21 protein-coding genes and 1 tRNA gene are annotated in these 18,636 nt (G+C 63.2%); 9 read left to right on the top strand and 13 right to left on the bottom strand.

Features of this window, described 5'->3' with window-relative positions:
* Window positions 1–126: 126 nt before the first annotated feature.
* Window positions 127–471, top strand: a complete 345-nt coding sequence (locus BRA49_RS02815; protein ID WP_292383256.1) for a hypothetical protein — start codon at window positions 127–129, stop codon at window positions 469–471.
* A gap of 363 nt (window positions 472–834) precedes the next feature.
* The gene (locus BRA49_RS02810; RefSeq protein ID WP_292383254.1) at window positions 835–1,668 is read left to right on the top strand and encodes a hypothetical protein; all 834 of its coding nucleotides are present in this window, start codon (window positions 835–837) and stop codon (window positions 1,666–1,668) included.
* A gap of 95 nt (window positions 1,669–1,763) precedes the next feature.
* On the opposite strand, the gene tfrB is transcribed toward BRA49_RS02810, so the two are convergent.
* Complete coding sequence (gene tfrB, locus BRA49_RS02805; protein WP_292383252.1) at window positions 1,764–3,221, bottom strand: fumarate reductase (CoM/CoB) subunit TfrB; 1,458 nt, start codon at window positions 3,219–3,221, stop codon at window positions 1,764–1,766.
* Entirely contained in the window at window positions 3,218–4,849 is a 1,632-nt protein-coding gene (tfrA, locus tag BRA49_RS02800; RefSeq protein WP_292383250.1) for a fumarate reductase (CoM/CoB) subunit TfrA, read from the bottom strand. Before tfrA ends, tfrB begins: the two co-directional genes overlap by 4 nt.
* A gap of 72 nt (window positions 4,850–4,921) precedes the next feature.
* Between tfrA and BRA49_RS02795 the strand changes: the two genes are divergently transcribed.
* Both BRA49_RS02795 and purM read left to right on the top strand, forming a co-directional pair.
* A complete protein-coding gene (locus BRA49_RS02795) occupies window positions 4,922–6,310 on the top strand; it encodes an aspartate kinase (protein WP_292383248.1) in 1,389 nt (462 codons plus the stop codon).
* On the top strand, window positions 6,303–7,298 hold the full coding sequence (purM, locus tag BRA49_RS02790) for a phosphoribosylformylglycinamidine cyclo-ligase (protein WP_292383246.1): 996 nt from the start codon (window positions 6,303–6,305) through the stop codon (window positions 7,296–7,298). Before BRA49_RS02795 ends, purM begins: the two co-directional genes overlap by 8 nt.
* 41 nt (window positions 7,299–7,339) lie before the next feature.
* Here purM and BRA49_RS02785 read toward each other — a convergent pair whose 3' ends face one another.
* A complete protein-coding gene (locus tag BRA49_RS02785) occupies window positions 7,340–7,576 on the bottom strand; it encodes a hypothetical protein (protein ID WP_292383244.1) in 237 nt (78 codons plus the stop codon).
* A 180-nt stretch (window positions 7,577–7,756) separates the two neighbouring features.
* Between BRA49_RS02785 and tnpB the strand changes: the two genes are divergently transcribed.
* Complete coding sequence (gene tnpB, locus BRA49_RS02780) at window positions 7,757–8,911, top strand: IS200/IS605 family element RNA-guided endonuclease TnpB (protein WP_292383242.1); 1,155 nt, start codon at window positions 7,757–7,759, stop codon at window positions 8,909–8,911.
* Window positions 8,912–8,988: 77 nt separating this feature from the next.
* Here tnpB and BRA49_RS02775 read toward each other — a convergent pair whose 3' ends face one another.
* From BRA49_RS02775 to BRA49_RS02765, 3 genes are read right to left on the bottom strand one after another with little or no spacing between them, the layout of a single operon-like run.
* Window positions 8,989–9,516 (bottom strand): ZPR1 zinc finger domain-containing protein, encoded by a 528-nt coding sequence (locus BRA49_RS02775; RefSeq protein WP_292383241.1) that lies wholly within the window; start codon window positions 9,514–9,516, stop codon window positions 8,989–8,991.
* Entirely contained in the window at window positions 9,516–9,893 is a 378-nt protein-coding gene (locus BRA49_RS02770) for a cell division protein SepF (RefSeq protein WP_292383240.1), read from the bottom strand. Before BRA49_RS02770 ends, BRA49_RS02775 begins: the two co-directional genes overlap by 1 nt.
* A 49-nt stretch (window positions 9,894–9,942) precedes the next feature.
* Window positions 9,943–10,440, bottom strand: coding sequence for an RNA-binding protein (locus BRA49_RS02765; protein WP_292383238.1), 498 nt, complete (start codon window positions 10,438–10,440; stop codon window positions 9,943–9,945).
* Between the two features lie 110 nt (window positions 10,441–10,550).
* On the opposite strand from BRA49_RS02765, the gene BRA49_RS02760 reads away from it, so the two are divergent.
* From BRA49_RS02760 to purF, 3 genes are read left to right on the top strand one after another with little or no spacing between them, the layout of a single operon-like run.
* Window positions 10,551–10,778, top strand: a complete 228-nt coding sequence (locus BRA49_RS02760; protein WP_292383237.1) for an LSM domain-containing protein — start codon at window positions 10,551–10,553, stop codon at window positions 10,776–10,778.
* A 14-nt stretch (window positions 10,779–10,792) separates the two neighbouring features.
* Complete coding sequence (locus BRA49_RS02755) at window positions 10,793–10,975, top strand: 50S ribosomal protein L37e (protein ID WP_082122590.1); 183 nt, start codon at window positions 10,793–10,795, stop codon at window positions 10,973–10,975.
* 9 nt (window positions 10,976–10,984) lie between these two features.
* Window positions 10,985–12,421: an amidophosphoribosyltransferase gene (gene purF / locus BRA49_RS02750; protein ID WP_292383235.1), complete on the top strand. Its 1,437-nt coding sequence runs from the start codon at window positions 10,985–10,987 to the stop codon at window positions 12,419–12,421.
* A gap of 224 nt (window positions 12,422–12,645) precedes the next feature.
* Here purF and BRA49_RS02745 read toward each other — a convergent pair.
* Window positions 12,646–12,720, bottom strand: a tRNA-Met gene (locus tag BRA49_RS02745).
* Window positions 12,721–12,883: 163 nt separating this feature from the next.
* Here BRA49_RS02745 and trxA point away from each other — a divergent pair.
* Window positions 12,884–13,294 (top strand): thioredoxin, encoded by a 411-nt coding sequence (gene trxA, locus BRA49_RS02740; protein ID WP_292383234.1) that lies wholly within the window; start codon window positions 12,884–12,886, stop codon window positions 13,292–13,294.
* On the opposite strand, the gene BRA49_RS02735 is transcribed toward trxA, so the two are convergent.
* From BRA49_RS02735 to BRA49_RS02710, 6 genes are all read right to left on the bottom strand, one after another.
* Window positions 13,291–13,638: a 4a-hydroxytetrahydrobiopterin dehydratase gene (locus BRA49_RS02735; protein WP_292383232.1), complete on the bottom strand. Its 348-nt coding sequence runs from the start codon at window positions 13,636–13,638 to the stop codon at window positions 13,291–13,293. The two genes, trxA and BRA49_RS02735, sit on opposite strands and share 4 nt — an antisense overlap.
* 48 nt (window positions 13,639–13,686) lie before the next feature.
* Complete coding sequence (locus BRA49_RS02730) at window positions 13,687–14,256, bottom strand: flavodoxin family protein (RefSeq protein ID WP_292383230.1); 570 nt, start codon at window positions 14,254–14,256, stop codon at window positions 13,687–13,689.
* A gap of 3 nt (window positions 14,257–14,259) precedes the next feature.
* Window positions 14,260–15,363 (bottom strand): DUF362 domain-containing protein, encoded by a 1,104-nt coding sequence (locus tag BRA49_RS02725; protein WP_292383228.1) that lies wholly within the window; start codon window positions 15,361–15,363, stop codon window positions 14,260–14,262.
* Between the two features lie 62 nt (window positions 15,364–15,425).
* Complete coding sequence (locus BRA49_RS02720) at window positions 15,426–15,854, bottom strand: GNAT family N-acetyltransferase (RefSeq protein ID WP_292383738.1); 429 nt, start codon at window positions 15,852–15,854, stop codon at window positions 15,426–15,428.
* Between the two features lies 1 nt (window position 15,855).
* Window positions 15,856–17,238 (bottom strand): PAS domain S-box protein, encoded by a 1,383-nt coding sequence (locus BRA49_RS02715; protein ID WP_292383226.1) that lies wholly within the window; start codon window positions 17,236–17,238, stop codon window positions 15,856–15,858.
* A 69-nt stretch (window positions 17,239–17,307) separates the two neighbouring features.
* A complete protein-coding gene (locus tag BRA49_RS02710; protein WP_292383225.1) occupies window positions 17,308–18,597 on the bottom strand; it encodes a response regulator in 1,290 nt (429 codons plus the stop codon).
* Window positions 18,598–18,636 lie beyond the last annotated feature (39 nt).

Below are 18,636 nucleotides of genomic sequence, written 5' to 3'. Positions count from 1 at the left end.
TCGGAATCGATCGGATGGACTCGATGTGTAGACGCGCGGCACAGAAAGGGTTTATAGGAGAGCGTCGACGTCTCCATCGTGAATACCGGGATCGGTATGCCGGGACACACCGGCAGGTGAAGATCGATGAACAAAAGACGATTCATAAACGGTACCGGTCGGGGAGGGCTGATCTGCATCGCCCTGCTGCTCTTCATCCTGGCCGGCAATGGTATTGCACATGCAGCCACGGGTCCGGGTGAAGGCGTGCAGGTCGACCCGACAAGTGGTGAGGCATCGGCAGCCGATCTGGAGAATACCCGGCAGACCGGGCTTGCGGAGCCCGCAGATACGACGACGTATCACGGCGCCGAAAGTGTGTTCAGCATCTTCTACAACCCCGTGCACCTCGCGTGCGCTCTCGGGGCCGTGATCGTGCTCCTGGTGGGCTACTTCCTCATCCGGAGGTCCCGCGGGAAGGACGCACCGTGAGTCTGCTCTTCTTTCCGGCCATCGCCTTCGTCCTCGCATGGCCTTTCGCTCTTATAGCTCTGGTCGGGAAGCTGGGACGGGGAAAACGGCGCCCGGTGGTTTCGCTCGGGATAGGAATCATGGCAGCGGCGTCCGGCACCATCGCCACGATCTACGCAGGCACTCCCGCCAGCAGTGGCCTGATGAAACAATCAATACTCGTCGTTCTCGTGTCAGCTCTCCTGCCGTCCGGTCTGCCTCCTGCACATGGCTGACGTTTTCCGGCTATGGAACCATCCGGAAGCCCCGACGCGTAGACGCGCGACACAGAAATCGTTTATAGAAGAATGTCGAGACCTCTCTCAACCAATGAAGTGACCGGGTATGCGGGTAATTAAAATACTCCTGATATTGGCGTTCCTCCTTCCGGCGGGTTCCGCCGCGGCTCCGGCGCCCTCCACCGGGGGCACCACGAACTGGCTCGATACCTTCGACGAGTGGGTCACGCCCAGGGACATGTCGATGTACAATCCGGTCATTGAAACCCCGCAGAGGGTTCCGATCACTGAGGAGATTGCACGGCAGCACCCCGGTCTGATCCTGCTCGATGAGAACGTGACGTTCCCCGATATTGCATCTGCGACGGCGCCGGGCCTGCCGTCCGGCCCTGCGGTTGGCGTGGTCATGACCGATCCTGCGTATTTCAGCCCGGTCCCGCCGACCGGCGAGGTGAACCTCACGAGCCTTCCACCCCTCCGGAACTACGACCTCGTGACCGCCGATCCGGGAGCGTTCGTCGCCGCCGCGGGTTCGGGGAGCCCGGTGACGCTCAGGCTCCCCGGTGGTGAGTTCGTGCTCGACCTCGAACAGGTGCCGGGTCCCGTCGCCGAAGGTGCCCGGGCCTTCGTCAAGAACGAGTCGGGCACGTTTGAAACCGCCCCACCCCCGATCTGGTTCTTCGAGGGAACGGTCGCCGGGGATCTGGAGAGTTTCGCCTCGTTCACGGTCGGCGGCGATATGATCCTCGGGACGATCCGGACAAGCACGACATCGTTCGTCATCGGCCAGGCCGGGACCGTCGATATCGACGGAGAGCAGAAGGTCGTACACGTCGTCCACGACGAGCGGGACATCATACCGGAGGTCTGGTCCCCGGCACGGGGACTGGGCCGGCTTGCGAACCTCGTAATGGGTCTGATCGACGCCGTGCGGTTGTGATACCGGTCCGGTCCTCCCGGCGCCCGTACATCTCCAGCGTACTGGACGGCCCGGCGGCTCTACAAGCCTGAAAATAGTCGGGCGAAACGGGGCCTCTATTCCCCTGTTTTCGCGTCCTTCTTCCGGTAGCCCTCGAGCAGCACCGTCACCAGGTTCTTCACCGGCACGTCTGTACAATCCGCGATATGGAACTCGCAGAACGGGCAGACCGTCACCACCACGTCGGCCCCGGTCGCCTTCACAGCCTCGTCGCGCTTTGCGCCGAGGGCCTTCGCCTCTTCCGGTATCCCCGACCGGACGCCGCCGCCGGCGCCGCAGCACTGCGAGGGCATCTCGACGAACTCCCGGACGGCGTTGCAGAGCAGCGCCCGCGGCTGGTCGCGGATACCCTGGCCCCGGAGGAGGTGGCAGGGGTCGTGGTAGGTCGCCCGGACGTCGAGCTTCGCCGGGGGCTCGATCCCGTACTCCGTCAGGACCTCCGTGACGTCTTTGATCGTAAACGGCGTCTCGTAATCGTTCTTCAGCGTCGCCCCGCACCCGGCGCAGATCGTCATCACGGTTGTGATCCCCCTCCGGGCGAAGGCCTCGATGTTCTTTCGCTTCAGGTCCTCGACATCCGTCGTCTGCCCCGTCCGGATCAGCGGCGAGCCGCAGCAGACCTGGTCGTGGGGGACGAGCACCCGGATCCCGTTGCGCTTCATGACCTCCATCGCGTCAAGCGCCGTCTGCGGCACCCGGCCGTTGAACATACACCCGACGAAGAACCCGACCTCCCCGCGAACCGGGCCGTCGGGCTCGATCACCTCGGGCACCTGCTCAAGGAACGTCGGTTGTGTCCGCTCGACGCTCCGGCCCGTCTCCCGGACCAGCTGCGCCACCTCCCGGTGGCGGGGGAGGGTCAGCCCGCGGCGGTTCGCGACCTCGCGGAGCTTCTCGATGGCTTTGCCCGGGATATCGATCTCTTTGGGGCAGACCTCCGTGCACCGCTTGCAGGTCGTGCAGTAGAAGAGCCCTTTTGCGATGGCATCCGTGATCCGGTCCCCGGAGTCGCGGGGATCGAGGGCGAGGCGCATCTCCTGCCGGAGGACTGTCGGACCGGCGAAGTCGGTCACCTGGAGCGCCGGGCAGGCCGAGACGCACGAGAGGCACTCGATGCAGTCCCGGAGCGGCTTGATCGCCGCGATCTCCTCCTTTGCCGGGAGCCCCGCGTCGGGCGAGGGACAGATCCGGGCGATCTTTGCGATCACCGGCTCCATATCCACCGTGAGGTCTTTCACGACCGGGAGGTCGAGCGGCTCGACCGTCATCCCGTCGCGGGCCTCGGCCATGCAGGCGAGGGCGGGCGTCCCGTCCACCCTGACGGCGCAGCTCCCGCACTGCCCCGACCCGCAGCAGTAGCGGTAGGTGAGCGTCGGGTCGTGCTCGTCGCGGATCGCGTGGAGGGCGTGGAGGACCCGGGCGCCTTCGTTCACCCGGACCGTATACTCTTCAAGGTGCGGCTCCGCGTCGACGGCCGGGTCGAACCGCGAGACCGCGAGGGTGATCGTCTTCATCCCGCGACCTCCCGCCGCTCGATCCCTTCGCGGGCGAGGGAGACGTAGGTGTGGCAGAACGGCGACATGGCAGGCTCCGTGATAACCGTCGCGTCCCGCCGGACGTGGGCGCCCCGGTTCTCCGGTCGCAGGAGAGCGCACCGGACGATCAGGGACGCCGTGGTGCACATGTTCCGAACCGTGCAGCATTCGAGCAGGTTCGCCGTCGAGGCGGCGCAGAGCCGCTGGTCGGCGAGCCGCCGGATGTGGCCGAGCGCCGTCCGGAGGTCGGGGGCGGTCCGGAAGATCCCGGCCTGGTTCCACATCGTGAGTTTCAGGTCCTTCCGGACAGCGGCGGGGCTCGCAGCCCCCTCGAAGAAGCCGTCGAGCATCCGGAGCACCCCGTCGACCCGGGTCTGGTCGACCCGGCCGCCCCGCGCTGGCGCCTTCCCGGCAGACTCCCCGGCACGTTTCCCGAAGACCTGTGTCTCCGCGAGAGCATTGCCGCCGAGGCGGTTTGCGCCGTGTACCCCGCCGGAGACCTCCCCACAGGCGAAGAGACCGGAAAGCGTCGTCCGGCACTCCGGGGTGATCCGGAGACCGCCCATGATGTGGTGGGCGGTCGGGGCGACCTCCATCGGCTCCCGCCGGATATCCACGCCGAACGCGAGGAACTGCTCGAGCATCACCGGGAGCCGGGTCTCGATTGTCTCCGCGGGGAGGTGGGTTACGTCGAGGTAGACCCCACCGCGGTTCGTTCCCCGGCCCTCCAGCACCTCGGTCGCGATCGCCCGGGCCACCACGTCGCGGGTCGAGAGTTCCATCCGGGCGGGGTCGTAGTGCTCCATGAACCGCTCCCGCCGTGCGTTTAAGAGGATCCCGCCCTCGCCCCGGACCGCCTCCGTCACCAGGCGGCCGCGGGCGTCGTAGGGATAGACCGCCCCGGTGGGGTGGAACTGGACCATCTCCATATCGATCAACTCCGCCCCCGCCCGGTAGCCCATGGCGAATCCGTCCCCTGTCCCGGCGGCGGAGTTCGTGGATATATCGTAGACCTGGGTCCCCCCGCCGGTTGCAAGCACCGTGGCGTCGGCCGAAAAGAGGACGGGGCTCCCGTCCCGGTCGAGAGCGATCGCACCGGCGATTGCCCCGTTCTCGTCCGGTACGAGGTCGACGACCGAGACCTCCTGGTAGAGCTGCGCATCCGTCGCGTCCAGGCGGTCGAGGAGGGTCATGATCAGCTCGTGGCCCGTCCGGTCCCCGGCGTAGCAGGTCCGGGGGAACCGCTGCCCCCCGAACGGCCGCTGCGCCACCTGGCGATCCTCGGTGACGTCGAAGACCGCACCCCACCGGACGAGGTCGTTCATTCGTTCCGGCGCTTCATGGACCAGCGCGTCCACGAGTGCCGGGTCGTTGAGGTACGCCCCGCCCTTCAGCGTGTCCTCATGGTGGACGTCGATCGAGTCCGCCTCACGGAGGACGGCGTTGAAGCCGCCCTCTGCCATCGTCGTGCACCCGCCCTTGCCGGCAATGGTCTTGGAGACCAGGACAACGCCGCCGTACCGGGAGGCCTCGATCGCAGCCCGCACCCCGGCGCCGCCGCTTCCGATAACCAGCACGTGCGCGTCCACACTCTCGTCTACAAGCATCTTATTAGTCGGTGAGTTGTATAATACCATAAAGCAATTGCAGGGGACGCGTGAGCCAGAATGAGGCTTTTAATGAAATTTGGCGGCACCTCCGTTGGAGAGGCGGACTGTATCCGGCGGGTCGCAGACATTGTAGAATCACATCGGCGAGCAGGTGACGAGGTCGCGATTGTCGTGTCGGCATGCTCGAAGGTCACCGACCAGATCATCGCGGTGACCGACGAGGTCGTAACGAGTAAGGAGCAGCCCCTGATCGGGGATCTCCTCCGGACGATGCGGACCCGGCACACCCGGCTCCTCGAGGAGGCGGCCCCCGACTACGTAGACGAGGCGACCGCGGTCATCGACGACCGGTTTGTCCGGCTGCAGAACATCCTCAGCGCGGTGCATACCTTAAAGGAGCTGACGCCCCGGTCCCGCGACTACATCATCTCCTTCGGGGAGCGGCTTTCCGCCCCGATCGTCTCGGCCGCCCTCCGGCAGCGCGGTATCCCCTCGGTCGCCCTCGACGGTGCCGAGGCCGGGATCGTCACGACCGCGAACCACGGGGACGCCCGCGCTCTCCCGGCGAGTGAAGCGAAGATCCGGAGCCGGGTAACCCCGCTCCTTGCGGACTCCGTCCCGGTGATCATGGGGTTCATGGGGGCGACCGAGCAGGGCGTCGTCACTACCCTCGGGCGGAGCGGCTCCGACTACTCGGCTGCCGTCCTCGGCGCCGGGATCGATGCCGACGAGATCTGGATCTGGACCGACGTCGACGGGGTGATGACGTCTGATCCCCGGATCATCAGAGACGCCCGGGTTCTCGACGACATCTCCTATCTTGAGGTGATGGAGCTCTCGTTCTTCGGCGCAAAGGTCCTCCACCCGCGGTCGGTCGAGCCCGCGATGCAGAAGGATATCCCGATCCGGGTCAAGAACTCCTTCCGGCCTGAAGTCCCCGGGACCCTCATCCTCCGGGATAAGCACCAGGAGAAGCGGGTGGTCAAGGCCGTCGCCCTGATCGAGAAGGTGGCCCTGGTCAACGTCAACGGTGCGCAGATGATCGGCCGTCCCGGGGTTGCAAAGACGATCTTCTCCGCGCTCGCGGAGCGGGAGGTGAACGTCATGATGATCTCGCAGGGCTCCTCTGAAGCCAACATCTCCCTCATCATCGACGAGTCCCACCTTGAGGCCGCGATGGCCGCGCTCGATCCGATCGTGCAGCAAGGTGTCGTGCGCGAGGCCACCTACGATCGCGACGTCGCTGCGGTCGCCGTCGTGGGTGCGGGGATGGCCGGGACCCCCGGGACGGGAGGCCGGATCTTCTCCGCGCTCGGCCGGGCCTCTATCAACACCATGATGATCTCGCAGGGCTCAAGCGAAGTGAACGTTTCGTTCGTCGTGAAGGGTGGAGACGGCAAGCGGGCCCTGCAGGTGTTGCACGACGAATTCCGTCTCTCGGAGAACTCAGATGACTGAAGAACATACCTACCGTGAAGCAGGGGTCGATATCGACCTCGAGGCCCGTTCGGTGCGGGCGCTGATCGACTCGCTTACCTACCGGAGGACCGGTGCGTTCGGAATGCTCGGGAAGGTCGGGCACTTCGCCGGGATGATCGACTGCGGCCCCTATGTCCTCGCGCTCGCGGTTGACGGCGTCGGGACGAAGATGCTCGTCGCGGACGAGCTCGGTGACTGGAGCACCGTCGGGATCGACTGCATCGCGATGAACGTCAACGACCTTTACGTGATGAACCTCGAACCGGTGGCGTTCGTCGACTATATCGCGACCGATGCCCTCTTGCCGGAGAAGATGGCCCAGATCGGCCGGGGCTTGAACGAGGGTGCGAGACTCGCGAACATGAACATCGTCGGCGGCGAGACCGCGACCCTGAAAGGGCTCGTGAACGGCCTCGACCTTGCGGGGACGTGCCTTGGGGTCCAGAAGAAAGAGAAGGTCGTCACGGGTGAAGCGATCGTCCCCGGCGACGTCATCGTCGGCGTCCCCTCAAGCGGCATCCACAGCAACGGCTTAACCCTCGCCCGGAAAGTCGTCGAGGACTGCGCCTCCTACGAGACAAGGCTTGCGAACGACAGGACCCTCGGGCAGGAACTCCTGACCCCGACCCGGATCTACGCCGAGGTGCTCCGGGTGACGGAAGCCTGCGCAATCCACGGGATGTGCCACGTCACCGGCGGCGGGCTCCTGAACTTTACGCGGCTCACGGGCTACGGGTTCTCCGTCACCGATCCCCTCGCGGTCCCGGCAATCTTTGCCTGGCTGCAGGAGGCCGGCGGCATAAGCGACGTCGAGATGTACCGCACCTTCAACATGGGCATGGGCTACGCCTTCGTCGCCCCGGAGAAGAGCGTCGCCGCCATCCGGGCGATCATCCCCGACGCCCGGGTGGTCGGCACGGTGACACGGGAGCCCGGCGTCCGGCTGAAGGGCGTCGAGATTAAGTGAGGGATCTCCCCTCGCCCCTCACACCTGTCCGATATTCGCGTCTACGCCCCGCCGCCGTGCTCCTCAAAGTAGTGGAGCGCATCGGGGACGTGCTCCCGGACTTGCTTCAGGAAATGCTCGGTGAGGTCGGGATCGGCCACCATGAGCGAGTGCTGCATCGCCCGCTCCGTCTCCTTGGATAGCCCCCCTTCCCGGTCCATCTCTGCCTTTATATCATGGACGGCGTTCTCGACCTCTGTTTTGCTCTCCCACTTCAGCACCGATATTGTTCGTGCCATTCTGTTCACCTCAGGGTGTCGCGTATGGGAAGAGGTCCTACTTTATCTTGTGGGGGTGAAGGGGGCGGAGCGGGAAGACCCCACCCTTCAGGGTGGGGATGAAAGCGAAGCCGCCCTTCGTCACCCTCTCGGAGAGATTACCGGAAACTACATTTTATTATAAGGCCCAATATTATTCGTATGCTCCAGGCCTACAAGTATCGGATGTACCCTTCTCGGGGGCAAGTACCTCTCCTCATGCAGCACATCCATGCCTGTCGGTTTGTGTACAACCATTCTCTGGAGCAGAAGATCCGAGCATACGAACAGGATGGTCAGAAACTATCCTGTTTTGACCTGAATAACCGCCTTCCCGCACTCAAGGAAGAACACCCGTGGCTCAAAGAGGTCAACTCACAGTCACTCCAGATTGCAAACAAGAATCTTGATAACGCTTTCACCCGGTTCTTCCGGGAGAAGAAAGGATTTCCCCTGTTCAAGTCTAAGAAAAATCCGGTACAATCCTTTCAGGTGCCTCAGCATTACGCTGTGAATTTCGGGCGACATCAGATCAAACTCCCGAAGATCGGCGAGATCAGAACCATCTTCCACAGGATGTTCTCCGGGAAGATGAAATCGGCAACCGTATCGGTCACTTCGACCGGGACATGGTTTGTCTCGATTCTCGTCGACGACGGGAACCCCGCGCCCGCGCCCGCGCCGTTCTCATCCAAAACTACGCTCGGTATCGATGTAGGTCTGACCGACTTCGCTACACTATCGACGGGAGAGAAGGTGGGGAACCCGAGGAACCTGCGTAAGTCTCTCGGGAGGCTGAAGTGCCTCCAGCGCAGACTATCCCGGAAGAAGAAGGGATCGAAGAATCGCCAGAAGGCCATCAGGAAACTTGCCCGGTGTCACGAGAAGGTAGCAAACCAGAGAAACGATTTCCTGCACAACCTCTCTTTCCGAGTTGTGAGCGAGAACCAAGCAATCGCAGTAGAATCGTTGAACGTCTCCGGAATGCAGAAGAATCATAACCTCGCACTGAGCATTGGAGATGCATCGTGGAGCACGTTCTTCACGATGCTGGAATATAAGTGCCGAAAATACGGGAAGACCCTTCTCGCGATCGGGAGGTTTGATCCCTCCTCAAAGATTTGTCATCAGTGTGGGCATCTCAAGCGGGATCTCACACTTTCAGACCGGGAATGGGTCTGTCCCGACTGCGGCACTCACCACGACCGTGACATCAACGCGGCAATCAATATCAAGAAATTTGCCCTGCAAGAACAGAACCTTGTCGGAGTAGCAGGTGCGGAACGCGCCATAGAGCCTGTGGACTTGCCTCAGTAGAGGAAGGATGAAGCAGGAAGCCCCGTCCTTCAGGGCGGGGTAGTTCACAGTAACCCGGTGGGGCAAAAAGAAAAATATCAGGTCTCGCCCTGATCGAGGAGCATCTTTTCGGCTTTCTCGCTGACGAGCATGCTGTTTCCGGCGGGGTCCTCGAGGATGACCGTGAACGGGACGGCCACCTCCCGCGCTGCGGCGAGCGTATCAAGCATCTGGAGTGCGGCTGCCCGCTCCTCGTCGCTCTCCGGGTTCGCGAGGACTGTCTCCACCGCCTGCTCGAAGCGGGACAGAACCCCCTCGATGTTGGTGACGAACCCTTCACAGGCGGTCCCGGGCTCGACCGCGAGGCCGAGTTCCGGGATCTCGATCGTTCCCGTCGTGCTCCGGGCCACCCGGATGGCGAGGTCCCCGGGCTCCTCGACCCGCACCGTCCACCTGACCGGGTTGCCCTCCCCGAGGATGATGGTGTCGGTGTGCCGGTAGCCGCAGGCGCCGCAGGAGATCACGACGAGCAGGAGATCAGGGAAGTGGGGGATCTCGAGGCGGTGGTGGACCATCTGGATATCACCCCCGCACGCGGGACAGGTTCCGGGATAGGATTCCCGCACTAGACGCCACCGCCGATCTTCTCGCGGGAGACCTTGACGGACATCGGCGTGATGACGACGTACTTCTGCTCACCAAGACCGACGATATCCCCGTTCACGTCTTTTGCCACGTCGCGGAGGTCCTTTAAGACCCGCTCGAACGTCACCTTGTCCATCTTCAGCCGCCCGATATCGACGATGACGATGTTGCCGTTGTAGACCTCGTCTTTGACGCGGGGGGTATCTTTGAGGTCGGCGATGGTGGCGATCTTGATGTACATGGCTGCTGGTTCTTCGGTGCTCGACCCTTCATATGAGGCGAGATCGAGCTCCATGTATTCATCTTCGTTTTTAACGGGACTTTTACCGAGGATGCTGTCAAAGAGCTTCTTAACCATAAGAAAAGTGAGGGAAGAATTTTATTTAATAGTATCTTTTAAAATCGGTTCAGATCTCGAGATTCCAGATGTCGTCTCCGACAAAGTGGATGCTCTTGACCGACTTACCCTTCTCCTGCTGCTCCATATCGGCGGCATCAAAGAGCGCGATACCGACGGCGAGCGGTTTGCCGTAGCGCTCTTCGACGACCTGCACCGGGTGCCCCTCCCTGACATCGGGCGAGATCGAGACGATCCCGGGGCGCATGGCATCCGCGCCGTTTGCGACGAACCTGATCGCGCCCGCATCCACGACCACCCGCCGCTCGGGGATCGGGTGCTCGACGAGGCCGCGGAGGGTGGGGAAGGCCCAGTCCCCGGAGGCTATCAGGAGCGGTTTTTTATCCACCAGGTAGATCTCGATGGGGGCATCCGTCTCCACCCGCTCGATCCGGTCGGACCGGAAGAGTTCGGCCGACGCTCCGATCTCGTTGGTGAGCCGGTCCAGGAGCCCGGTTATCTGCGACTTTCGGATGACGTGACGTTTCTTTACGGTGATCTTCGGCATGGAATCGAGACCTCAAGGACCTATCATGCGATGCAGAGCAACGCGGTTATATTTAAGTAGCTTCCTCACTCAAATATATTACTCCAGAAAGGACGGCACAGGGTAATCATATGACGCCAAGACCGTTGGATATTTTAGATCAGGTACTGAATCGTCAGCCCGTCATCATCAGCCTTAAAGGTGGAAGGGAGATCCGGGGAATCCTCCAGGGATACGACGTTCACATGAATCTGGTATTGGATAAGGCAGAAGAAGAAGTGGACGGCACGGCGCAGAAACTCGGCACGTTGATCGTCCGCGGTGACAATGTGATCTACATTACCCCTTCAGTTGAATGAGTAGGTGAGAGATAATGTCAAAAGGCACACCCTCGATGGGCAAGCGGCAGAAACGCACCCACATCGCCTGCAGGCGATGTGGCAAAATCTCGTTCCACGCACAGCACAAGGTCTGTGCGGCCTGCGGGTTCGGCAGAAGCCGGAGAATCCGCAGTTACCGCTGGACGGAGAAGAAGGCAAAGGTACCGACGCATTAGAGCTGTATCATGTGTGGTATCGTTGGCATCGTCGATGCTGGCGGTGTCTCTTTTCCGCTGTACTATGCCCTGTACGCTCTCCAGCACAGGGGGCAGGAGAGCGCGGGGATCTCCACTTTTGAAGGCACGACCCTCTACACCCACAAGGCCCAGGGGCTCGTTGCCGAGGTCTTCAACAGCCATACCCTGCAGGATCTGCGGGGCAACGCCGGAATCGGACACGTACGCTACCCGACGACAGGGTCAAAAGTTCCTGAGAACGTTCAGCCGTTCAACTTTCGGTATCAGGGGCTCGACCTCTCGATCGCCCACAACGGCAACCTGGTGAACACGATCGAACTCCGGGAGGAATACGAGCGCCGGGGTCAGATCTTCTGCACCACGACCGATACCGAGATCATCGGGAGCATCATCGCCGATGCCCTCCGGACCTCAAAGAGCATGGAGGATGCGGTCCGGCTCTGCATGCGGCGCCTGCGGGGTTCTTATGCCGCCGTCGCGCTGTTAAACGAGACCGTTTACGCCTTCCGCGACCCGCTCGGCATCAAACCGCTCTGTATCGGCAAGATCGACGGCGGTTACATCGTCGCTTCGGAGAGCGTGGCGATCGATGCGCTGGACGGCACATTCATCCGGGACGTGCGCCCGGGAGAACTGGTCAGGATCGATGAGACCGGGCTCTCCTCCATCCAGATAGCGACCGCGAACCGGACGGCGTACTGCATCTTCGAGTATATCTACTTCGCCCGCGCCGACTCGGTCATCGACGGGACGCTGGTCTACGACGTCCGGCGCCGGATCGGGCAGAAACTCCATGATGCTGCCCCGGTCGAGGCGGATACGGTCTGCCCGGTCCCGGACTCCGGCATCGCGTATGCCGCGGGCTACGCTGAACGGTCCGGGATCCCGTTCGTCGAGGGACTGATGAAGAACCGTTACATGGGCCGGACGTTCATCATGCCGACCCAGCAGCAGCGGGAGCGGGCGGTCAGGATCAAACTCAACACCGTCCGGGGGAACCTGAAGGACAAACGGGTGGTCCTCGTCGACGACAGCATCGTCCGGGGGACGACATCCCGCCGAATCGTGAACATGATCCGGGACGCGGGGGCAGAAGAGATCCACCTCCGGGTCGGCTCTCCGCCGATCATCGCCCCCTGCTACCTCGGGGTGGATATGCCCACCCGCACGGAGCTCATCGCGAGCGGTCGGGAGGTCGAGGCAGTGCGGGCGAGTATCGGGGCAACCTCGCTCACCTACATCCCGCTTGAGGACCTGGTGGAGGCGATCGGGTGCGGTGATCGGAACCTCTGCACCGGGTGCCTGACCGGGTGCTACCCGGTGGATATCAACGGGGAGAAGAGCTGTCACTGCGTCGTCGACTACGTGGCCGGCACCCACCAGTCCGACCTCTCGGCCTTCAGGGCCGGGAAGGAACGGACCTGAGAAATCTTCACCGGATTACCTCGGGTTGAGGCAATCCCCTATTTTTGGTGCTCGGGGATTCTGTAAACGTCTTATCCACATGCTGATCGGTTCGCCCTGCTTGCGCGCGTCGTTTCGACCCCGTTTAGGGTCCATCGAGTGCGAGCGCGTCGGCTTTCCGGAAAGAAGAATCGTTGAAAGACGACCGGATGTGGCTGTGTACAAAAGCGCTGAAGAACCGGACATAGCGAGGGATGGATTTGAACCATCGGTCTACGGGTTATGAGCCCGCCGGGATTTCCTGACTACCCCACCTCGCTTCCCATCTGTGAGGTAGTAAACATTGTACTTCCGGGGTTATATATTTATCCGCGGACCCGGCAGCCATCTTCGGTGCTCGCGCTCACTGCCTCCAGCCACAGTCGCCCTTCGGGACGTCATTTTCCCTAACTTTAATACGGGCGTGAAGCATACTTCCGCTACATGGAAGAGAAAGGACCGGTGGACGACGACCTGCAGCGTCTCCGGGAGGAGCGCCTCCGGGAACTCGAGGCCAGAGTCATGGGCACCTCGGGCGGTGTCATCGAGATCGTCGACAATACGTTCGGGGAGACCATAGGGAACCATCCGTCCCTGGTCATCGACGTCTGGGCGGAATGGTGTGGCCCCTGCCGGATGGTGGCTCCGGTGATCGAGGACCTTGCGCGCGAGTTTGCGGGCCGGGTGACCTTCGGCAAGTGCAACGTCGACGAAAACCCGCGGCTTGCGGCACAGTTCAGCATAACGGCGATTCCGACGCTCCTCTTCTTTGCAAACGGCATGCACGTCGACCGGGTGGTCGGCGCGCTCCCGAAAGAGGCGATCAAAGCCCGGGTCATGCGGGCGTTCGGCTAGAGGGTCCCGGCCTGCCGGGACCGGAGCCGGTCGGAGAGCCGCGCGGCCATGATGAAGTCGTTTTTGGAGAGCCCGCCGATGGCGTAGGTGTACCACGCCACGTCCACCATCCGGTTCTCGTGGATTCCGATATCGGGGAGATGGCCCTCCCGCATGGCGAACGCGGCGATCTCGTGGACGAGCCGGGCGGCGTCGGCGAACTCCCTGCAGGCGAACCGGGCGGAGAGGCGCCCGCCCACGAGCGACCAGTCCGGGACCTCCGGGAGGAGGCCGGCGATCTCCCGCCGGGTCAGCGGTGCCGTATCTGCGATGCCCGGATGAATCGGCTCGGACGACAGATCCATTGCTTGATCCCTCTCCGGGCAGATGGAAAAAGGTTCTTCTCCGGTCTCCTACCGCAGCTTCTTGATCAGGAACGCCACGTTCTCGGCGAACCGCCGGACCGTCCGCATCCCCTCCTCGTCGCCTGCAGCCTCGCCTGGCGCGTGCCCAAAGACTATATTCCAGTAGGTCGAGCCCGGCACGATCATATCGTTGATGAGGTAGAACATCAGCAGCTCCTGGAGGGTCGTGGTATGCCCGCCCCGGCGCGCCACGGCGATCGGGCCGCCCACCTTCCGCGAGAGGAAGGAGTCCGAGGCCATCGAGACCATCCCTATCCGCTGGAGCGCCGCCGTGACGTCTCCCCGCGCCGTCCCGAAGTAGACCGGGGTGCCGACGATGAAACCGTCAGCCTCCCGGGTCTTTTCGATGATCTCGTTTAAACCGTCGTCGAGAGCGCACTCCCCGGCGCTGCAGAGGCCGCAGGCCGTGCAGGAGAGTATCCGCGTCTGTCCAAGCAGCACGGTCTCGGTTTCAAGCCCCTCGCCCTCGAGGGTCTTTGCGCATTCCCTGAGCACCAGTGCGGTGTTCCCCTCAAGGCGGGGGCTCCCGCAGAGGAGCAGCACGTTTCCGTTCGTCATCTCTTACACCTCGATCAGCCGGTAATCGGCCTCCCCAAGTCCGATAGAGGCCGCGTAATCGATCTGGTACTCGCCGTCCGTGTAGTCCCAGACCCCCTTAAATTTGTCTTCCCCCGGCGCGAAGTTCGCTGCAAGGTGTGTCCGGGCAAACCCCCGCTCGCTGTTGACCAGGTCAAAGCTCGCGTGGTCGATCGCGACCGGGTCGGTCGAGGCAAGGATCCCGATATCGGGGACAATTGCCGCATCGCTCCACGGGACGCAGTCGCAGTCCGGGGTGATGTTGAGAAGGAAATTGATGTAGCCCACCCGCCTGGGTTTGCCGCGGACAGCGCCGAGGGCGTACTCGCAGAGCCGCTCGATGAACGGCCGGATCTCCGTCGTCCAGTCGAAGTCGATCGCCCCTTCAGGGCAGGAGCGCACGCAGTCGCCGCACCCGACGCAGTGCTCAGGGTTGAATTTTGCCCGCCCGTCGACGACCGTCATCGCCGCCTGCGGGCAGACCATGGTGCACATGCCGCACCCTATGCAGTTCCCGCTCTCCAGGCATGGCCGGGCAGCATGCTGCTCCGCCTTCCCCCGGGGCGGGGCGCAGCCCATCGCCAGATTCTTGATAGCGCCGCCGAACCCGGCGGTGTCGTGGCCCTTGACGTGCGAGAGGACGATCATGCTGTCGGCGGCGAGGATATTCCCTGCAATCTTAACGCTCTGGAAGCGTTTCCCCTCGACGGGAATCTCCCCCCAGTAGCCGCCGGCAAGGCCGTCGGCGACGATCACCGGGGCGCCGACGACCGCGTAGTCGAACCCGTGCTCGATGGCGGTGACGGTGTGCCTGACGGCGTCGGCCCTGCTCCCTGCATAGAGGGTGCCGGTATCGGTGATGAACGGGTGGGCCCCCCTCTCCTTCGCCTTATCGACCACCTGCCGGACAAAGACCGGGTGCAGGTAGGTGTCGCACCCCCGCTCCCCGACGTGCAGTTTGACCGCCGTAAGGTCCCCCTGCCGGACCGCCTCGCCGAACCCGGCCGCATCGAAGAGACGGCGGATCTTCTGGACTTTGCTCTCGTGGTGGCTCCTCGCCCGGAGATTCGCGAAATAGACGTCTGCCATTCTTTATCGGCTCCCGTGCGAGTAATCTCTGGTCGACAGGAGATAAGGGTTGCGGGGTCTGCTCACAACCCTGCTCTGCGACGCATCGGCCGGACCTCCGCGCCCTCCATATTCCCCGCCGCCCAGGTGTAGCGCTCCCGGATGGCGGGAGGGAGGTCGCGCTCCGGTATCGAGATGAACCTGAACTCCGCGTAAAACCCCGCGAGGCTCTCGACCGCGTACATGTAGAGATCGTCGTTGTGGCAGGCCACGACGAGAGCGCTCACTGCCATGCGGGCATACCCCCTCCCGCGGCAGGCCTCGGGCGTGAAGACGCCGTCGACCTCCATGCTGCCGTCGGGGTGCCTCCTGCACCGGGCGAGGGAGACGATCCGTCCGGCGAGGAAGACTGCAAAGATCCTGTCCCTGCCCGGATCACCGGTCATACCGTGGTAGTCGCGCCAGACCTCGTCGGCGAGCGGGAACTCTGCGCTTCTGAGCTCACGGACCATCTCAGACAATGCGGTACCCCCCTGACGGCACCAGGAGCTCGAACTTCGCCCCCTCGCCGGGTGTTCCCGTCTCGCGGATCGTGATCCCGGTGATGGCGAGGATCTCGTGAGCGAGGAAGAGTCCGTGCCCGTATCCCTCCGCCTTCTGGACGAAGAGCCCCTCCTTCTCTGCGTCGGGGATCCCGGTCCCGTCATCCTCGACGATGATTGCACAACCTTCCGGGCGCAGGTGGTAGGTGACGACGATCCGGGTCGCCCCCGTTGCCGGAGCGAGCGAGTTCTCAAAGAGGTGGGAGAAGACCGTGCCGAGATGGGGGTCGGCGAAGGCCTCGAGCCGCTCCGTCCACACTTCGAGGGAGACAGTCCCGAAGGTGAGACCGGCGGCAGCTTGCCTGACGGTCTCCTGCACGGGCACCCATGCCGGCGGCGACGTCCCGATATCCCGGAACTCGCGGGAGATCTCGATCTGCCGCCGGATACCGTTCGCAGCGTTGTTCAGGTCGCCGATGAACGACAGGATCTCCGGGTCGTCGAACTTCATCACGCCCACCGAGAGGTGCCCGTACAGGACGGCGAGGCGGTTGGAGAGATCGGTGCGCAGGATCCCCGAGAGGGTGTTGAGCTGGCGGCTGGCGTTCTGGAGCGCGGCCTCCATCATCACCTGATCGCTCACGTCCCGGATGGACTCGATGGCTCCGGCGACATTGCCGTTTGCGTCGATGAGCGCGGTCGCCGCGGATCTGAGGTGCGCTCCCTTCCCGTCGCGGAGACGCGGGATGGTATTCTCCGAGACGAGAACCTGCGGCTGCTCCCCCTGGCTCTGGAGGACCCGGTCTGCGAGGAGTGGCCGCCGCTCCCCGCAGAAGGGTATGGCGTACTCGTGGTCCCCCCGGTTGAGGATGGCCTCCTCCTTCACCCCGGTCATCTCCTCGATCGCGCGGTTCCAGGCGATGACCCTCCCCTCGCGGTCGATGGCAAACGTCGCGTCAGGCAGGAACTCGATGATCTGGTTCATCTGCTGCTCGGACTCCCGGAGCCTCGACGAGAGGAGCGCGACCACCCCGCCGATGAGGATGAGGAAGACCGCACGGGGGAGAATGGTGAGCGGGAGCAGCGGATCAGGCGGAGAGAGGAGGAGGACCGTGACGGCGTAGGCGGCCGCGAGGCATACGGAGAAGAGGAGACCGCGCCGGGGGTACCAGTAACTCGCGAGGATGATCGGGATGCTGAGCGGGAGGGCCGGGAGGGGGAGGAGCCCTTCCGGTGCGCCGAGGAGCAGGCCGAGCAGGTTTCCACCGAGGGTGAGCGCCGTCAGCACGGCGATGGCCGCGATCCGGTTCCGTGTGCCGGAGAAGGAGACGGCGAGGGGGTTTCCGGCGTTCATGAGGGGGCCTGCCGGTGTATGAATAGACCGGATCGGCACCGGGAGTCCCGGCGCCACGCTCCGCACCCGTCAGGCGCCCCGGCCGTCGACACGGATCACCTCCGCCGGACAACGGATCTCGAACCGTGCTCCCTTCCCCGGCACTCCCGTCTCTTTGATTGCGATCCCCGTGATGGCGAGGATCTCCCGGGCGAGGAAGAGGCCGAGGCCGGTGTTCATGCCGTGCGCATAGGTAAAGATCTTTTCCTTCTCGTCGCGAGCGACCCCTACCCCGTCGTCCTCGCAGATGATGGTGAACGCATCCCCCTCCTGCCTGAGGCTGAAGGTGATCGTGGTGATCGTCCCCCCGTAGCGCAGCGCGTTCTCGATGAGGTTTGAGAAGACTTTCTCGATGAGCGGGTCAGCGTAGATCGCCACCCCCACCGGAACGGCGTTCTCGAGGGTTATCGTCCCCATCGTGAGGTACTTCTCCGCTCGCTCCACGAGCGATCGGACCTCCTGCCAGACGGGGGACGCGGCTCCCACATCCTGATACTCGGCAGTAAACCGGAGGGTATTGCTGATCCGATCGACGATCCCCCTGGCGCTCTCGACATGACGCCACGCGTTCGCCGGCTCCCGCTCGTGCAGCGTGAGAGCCAGGTCCAGGTATCCCCAGAGTGCCGAGAGTTGGTTCAAGAGATCGTGGCGGGTGATACTCGCCATGAGCTGGAGCTTTCTGTTCGCATCCGCGAGAGCCTTCTCCACACGTCTCCGCTCCTGGTTCTCCGCCACAAGGCTCTCGTTGCTGCGCGAGAGATCCCCGACGGCCTCCTGGAGTTGATCGTTTAAGGAGTGCAGCTGTTCCTGCACCTCCTGGAGCTCGGTGTTCTTCGTCACCGCGATAGAATACGTTGAGAGGAGGGTGTTGAGGATCTTGAGCCTTCCGGCGGAGATGGTATACACGCTGCCGGAGAAGGGAACCTCCAGTCCTGCCGGAGAACCGTCCGGGTCGGGCATCTCCGCCGTCCGCAGGACAGCCTCGATCTGGGTGCGGACGTGCCCGGGGGTGACGGGCTTGACGATGAAACTGTCGGCCCCGGATTCGAGCCCCTTCATCACGTCGGCAGGGTCGAAGAGGCTGGTGACCATGATAACCGGGATCTCCGCATTCATCTGCTTGATCCGGCGGCAGAGTTCGTACCCGTCCATCCCGGGCATCAGGACGTCGGTCAGAACGATGTCGGGTGGTGCGGCCTCAATCCGCCGTAGCGTCGTGGCGCCGTCTGCAGCCAGGGTGACGTCGTATCCTTCCGTCTCAAGAATGTGGCGAAGATATTCTGCCTGCGTCCGGCTATCTTCCACCACCAGAATGCTCATTGGCGTTCTTTCTCCTCGTTCTTTCATAGTAATTGCTCC

The organism is Methanoculleus sp. UBA430 (assembly GCF_002506585.1).
Taxonomy (GTDB): domain Archaea; phylum Halobacteriota; class Methanomicrobia; order Methanomicrobiales; family Methanoculleaceae; genus Methanoculleus.
Note: the sequence above shows the minus strand (reverse complement) of the source record. Positions and strands in the feature narration are given on the sequence as shown.

Bases quoted from the DNA above. Each gene is read 5' to 3' on its own strand.
- BRA49_RS02815 (WP_292383256.1), top strand. From the start codon at position 127: ATGAACAAAAGACGATTCATAAACGGTACCGGTCGGGGAGGGCTGATC.
- BRA49_RS02810 (WP_292383254.1), top strand. From the start codon at position 835: ATGCGGGTAATTAAAATACTCCTGATATTGGCGTTCCTCCTTCCGGCG.
- tfrB (WP_292383252.1), bottom strand. From the start codon at position 3,221: ATGAAGACGATCACCCTCGCGGTCTCGCGGTTCGACCCGGCCGTCGAC.
- tfrA (WP_292383250.1), bottom strand. From the start codon at position 4,849: ATGCTTGTAGACGAGAGTGTGGACGCGCACGTGCTGGTTATCGGAAGC.
- BRA49_RS02795 (WP_292383248.1), top strand. From the start codon at position 4,922: ATGAAATTTGGCGGCACCTCCGTTGGAGAGGCGGACTGTATCCGGCGG.
- purM (WP_292383246.1), top strand. From the start codon at position 6,303: ATGACTGAAGAACATACCTACCGTGAAGCAGGGGTCGATATCGACCTC.
- BRA49_RS02785 (WP_292383244.1), bottom strand. From the start codon at position 7,576: ATGGCACGAACAATATCGGTGCTGAAGTGGGAGAGCAAAACAGAGGTC.
- tnpB (WP_292383242.1), top strand. From the start codon at position 7,757: ATGCTCCAGGCCTACAAGTATCGGATGTACCCTTCTCGGGGGCAAGTA.
- BRA49_RS02770 (WP_292383240.1), bottom strand. From the start codon at position 9,893: ATGGTTAAGAAGCTCTTTGACAGCATCCTCGGTAAAAGTCCCGTTAAA.
- BRA49_RS02765 (WP_292383238.1), bottom strand. From the start codon at position 10,440: ATGCCGAAGATCACCGTAAAGAAACGTCACGTCATCCGAAAGTCGCAG.
- BRA49_RS02760 (WP_292383237.1), top strand. From the start codon at position 10,551: ATGACGCCAAGACCGTTGGATATTTTAGATCAGGTACTGAATCGTCAG.
- BRA49_RS02755 (WP_082122590.1), top strand. From the start codon at position 10,793: ATGTCAAAAGGCACACCCTCGATGGGCAAGCGGCAGAAACGCACCCAC.
- purF (WP_292383235.1), top strand. From the start codon at position 10,985: ATGTGTGGTATCGTTGGCATCGTCGATGCTGGCGGTGTCTCTTTTCCG.
- trxA (WP_292383234.1), top strand. From the start codon at position 12,884: ATGGAAGAGAAAGGACCGGTGGACGACGACCTGCAGCGTCTCCGGGAG.
- BRA49_RS02735 (WP_292383232.1), bottom strand. From the start codon at position 13,638: ATGGATCTGTCGTCCGAGCCGATTCATCCGGGCATCGCAGATACGGCA.
- BRA49_RS02730 (WP_292383230.1), bottom strand. From the start codon at position 14,256: ATGACGAACGGAAACGTGCTGCTCCTCTGCGGGAGCCCCCGCCTTGAG.
- BRA49_RS02725 (WP_292383228.1), bottom strand. From the start codon at position 15,363: ATGGCAGACGTCTATTTCGCGAATCTCCGGGCGAGGAGCCACCACGAG.
- BRA49_RS02720 (WP_292383738.1), bottom strand. From the start codon at position 15,854: ATGGTCCGTGAGCTCAGAAGCGCAGAGTTCCCGCTCGCCGACGAGGTC.
- BRA49_RS02715 (WP_292383226.1), bottom strand. From the start codon at position 17,238: ATGAACGCCGGAAACCCCCTCGCCGTCTCCTTCTCCGGCACACGGAAC.
- BRA49_RS02710 (WP_292383225.1), bottom strand. From the start codon at position 18,597: ATGAGCATTCTGGTGGTGGAAGATAGCCGGACGCAGGCAGAATATCTT.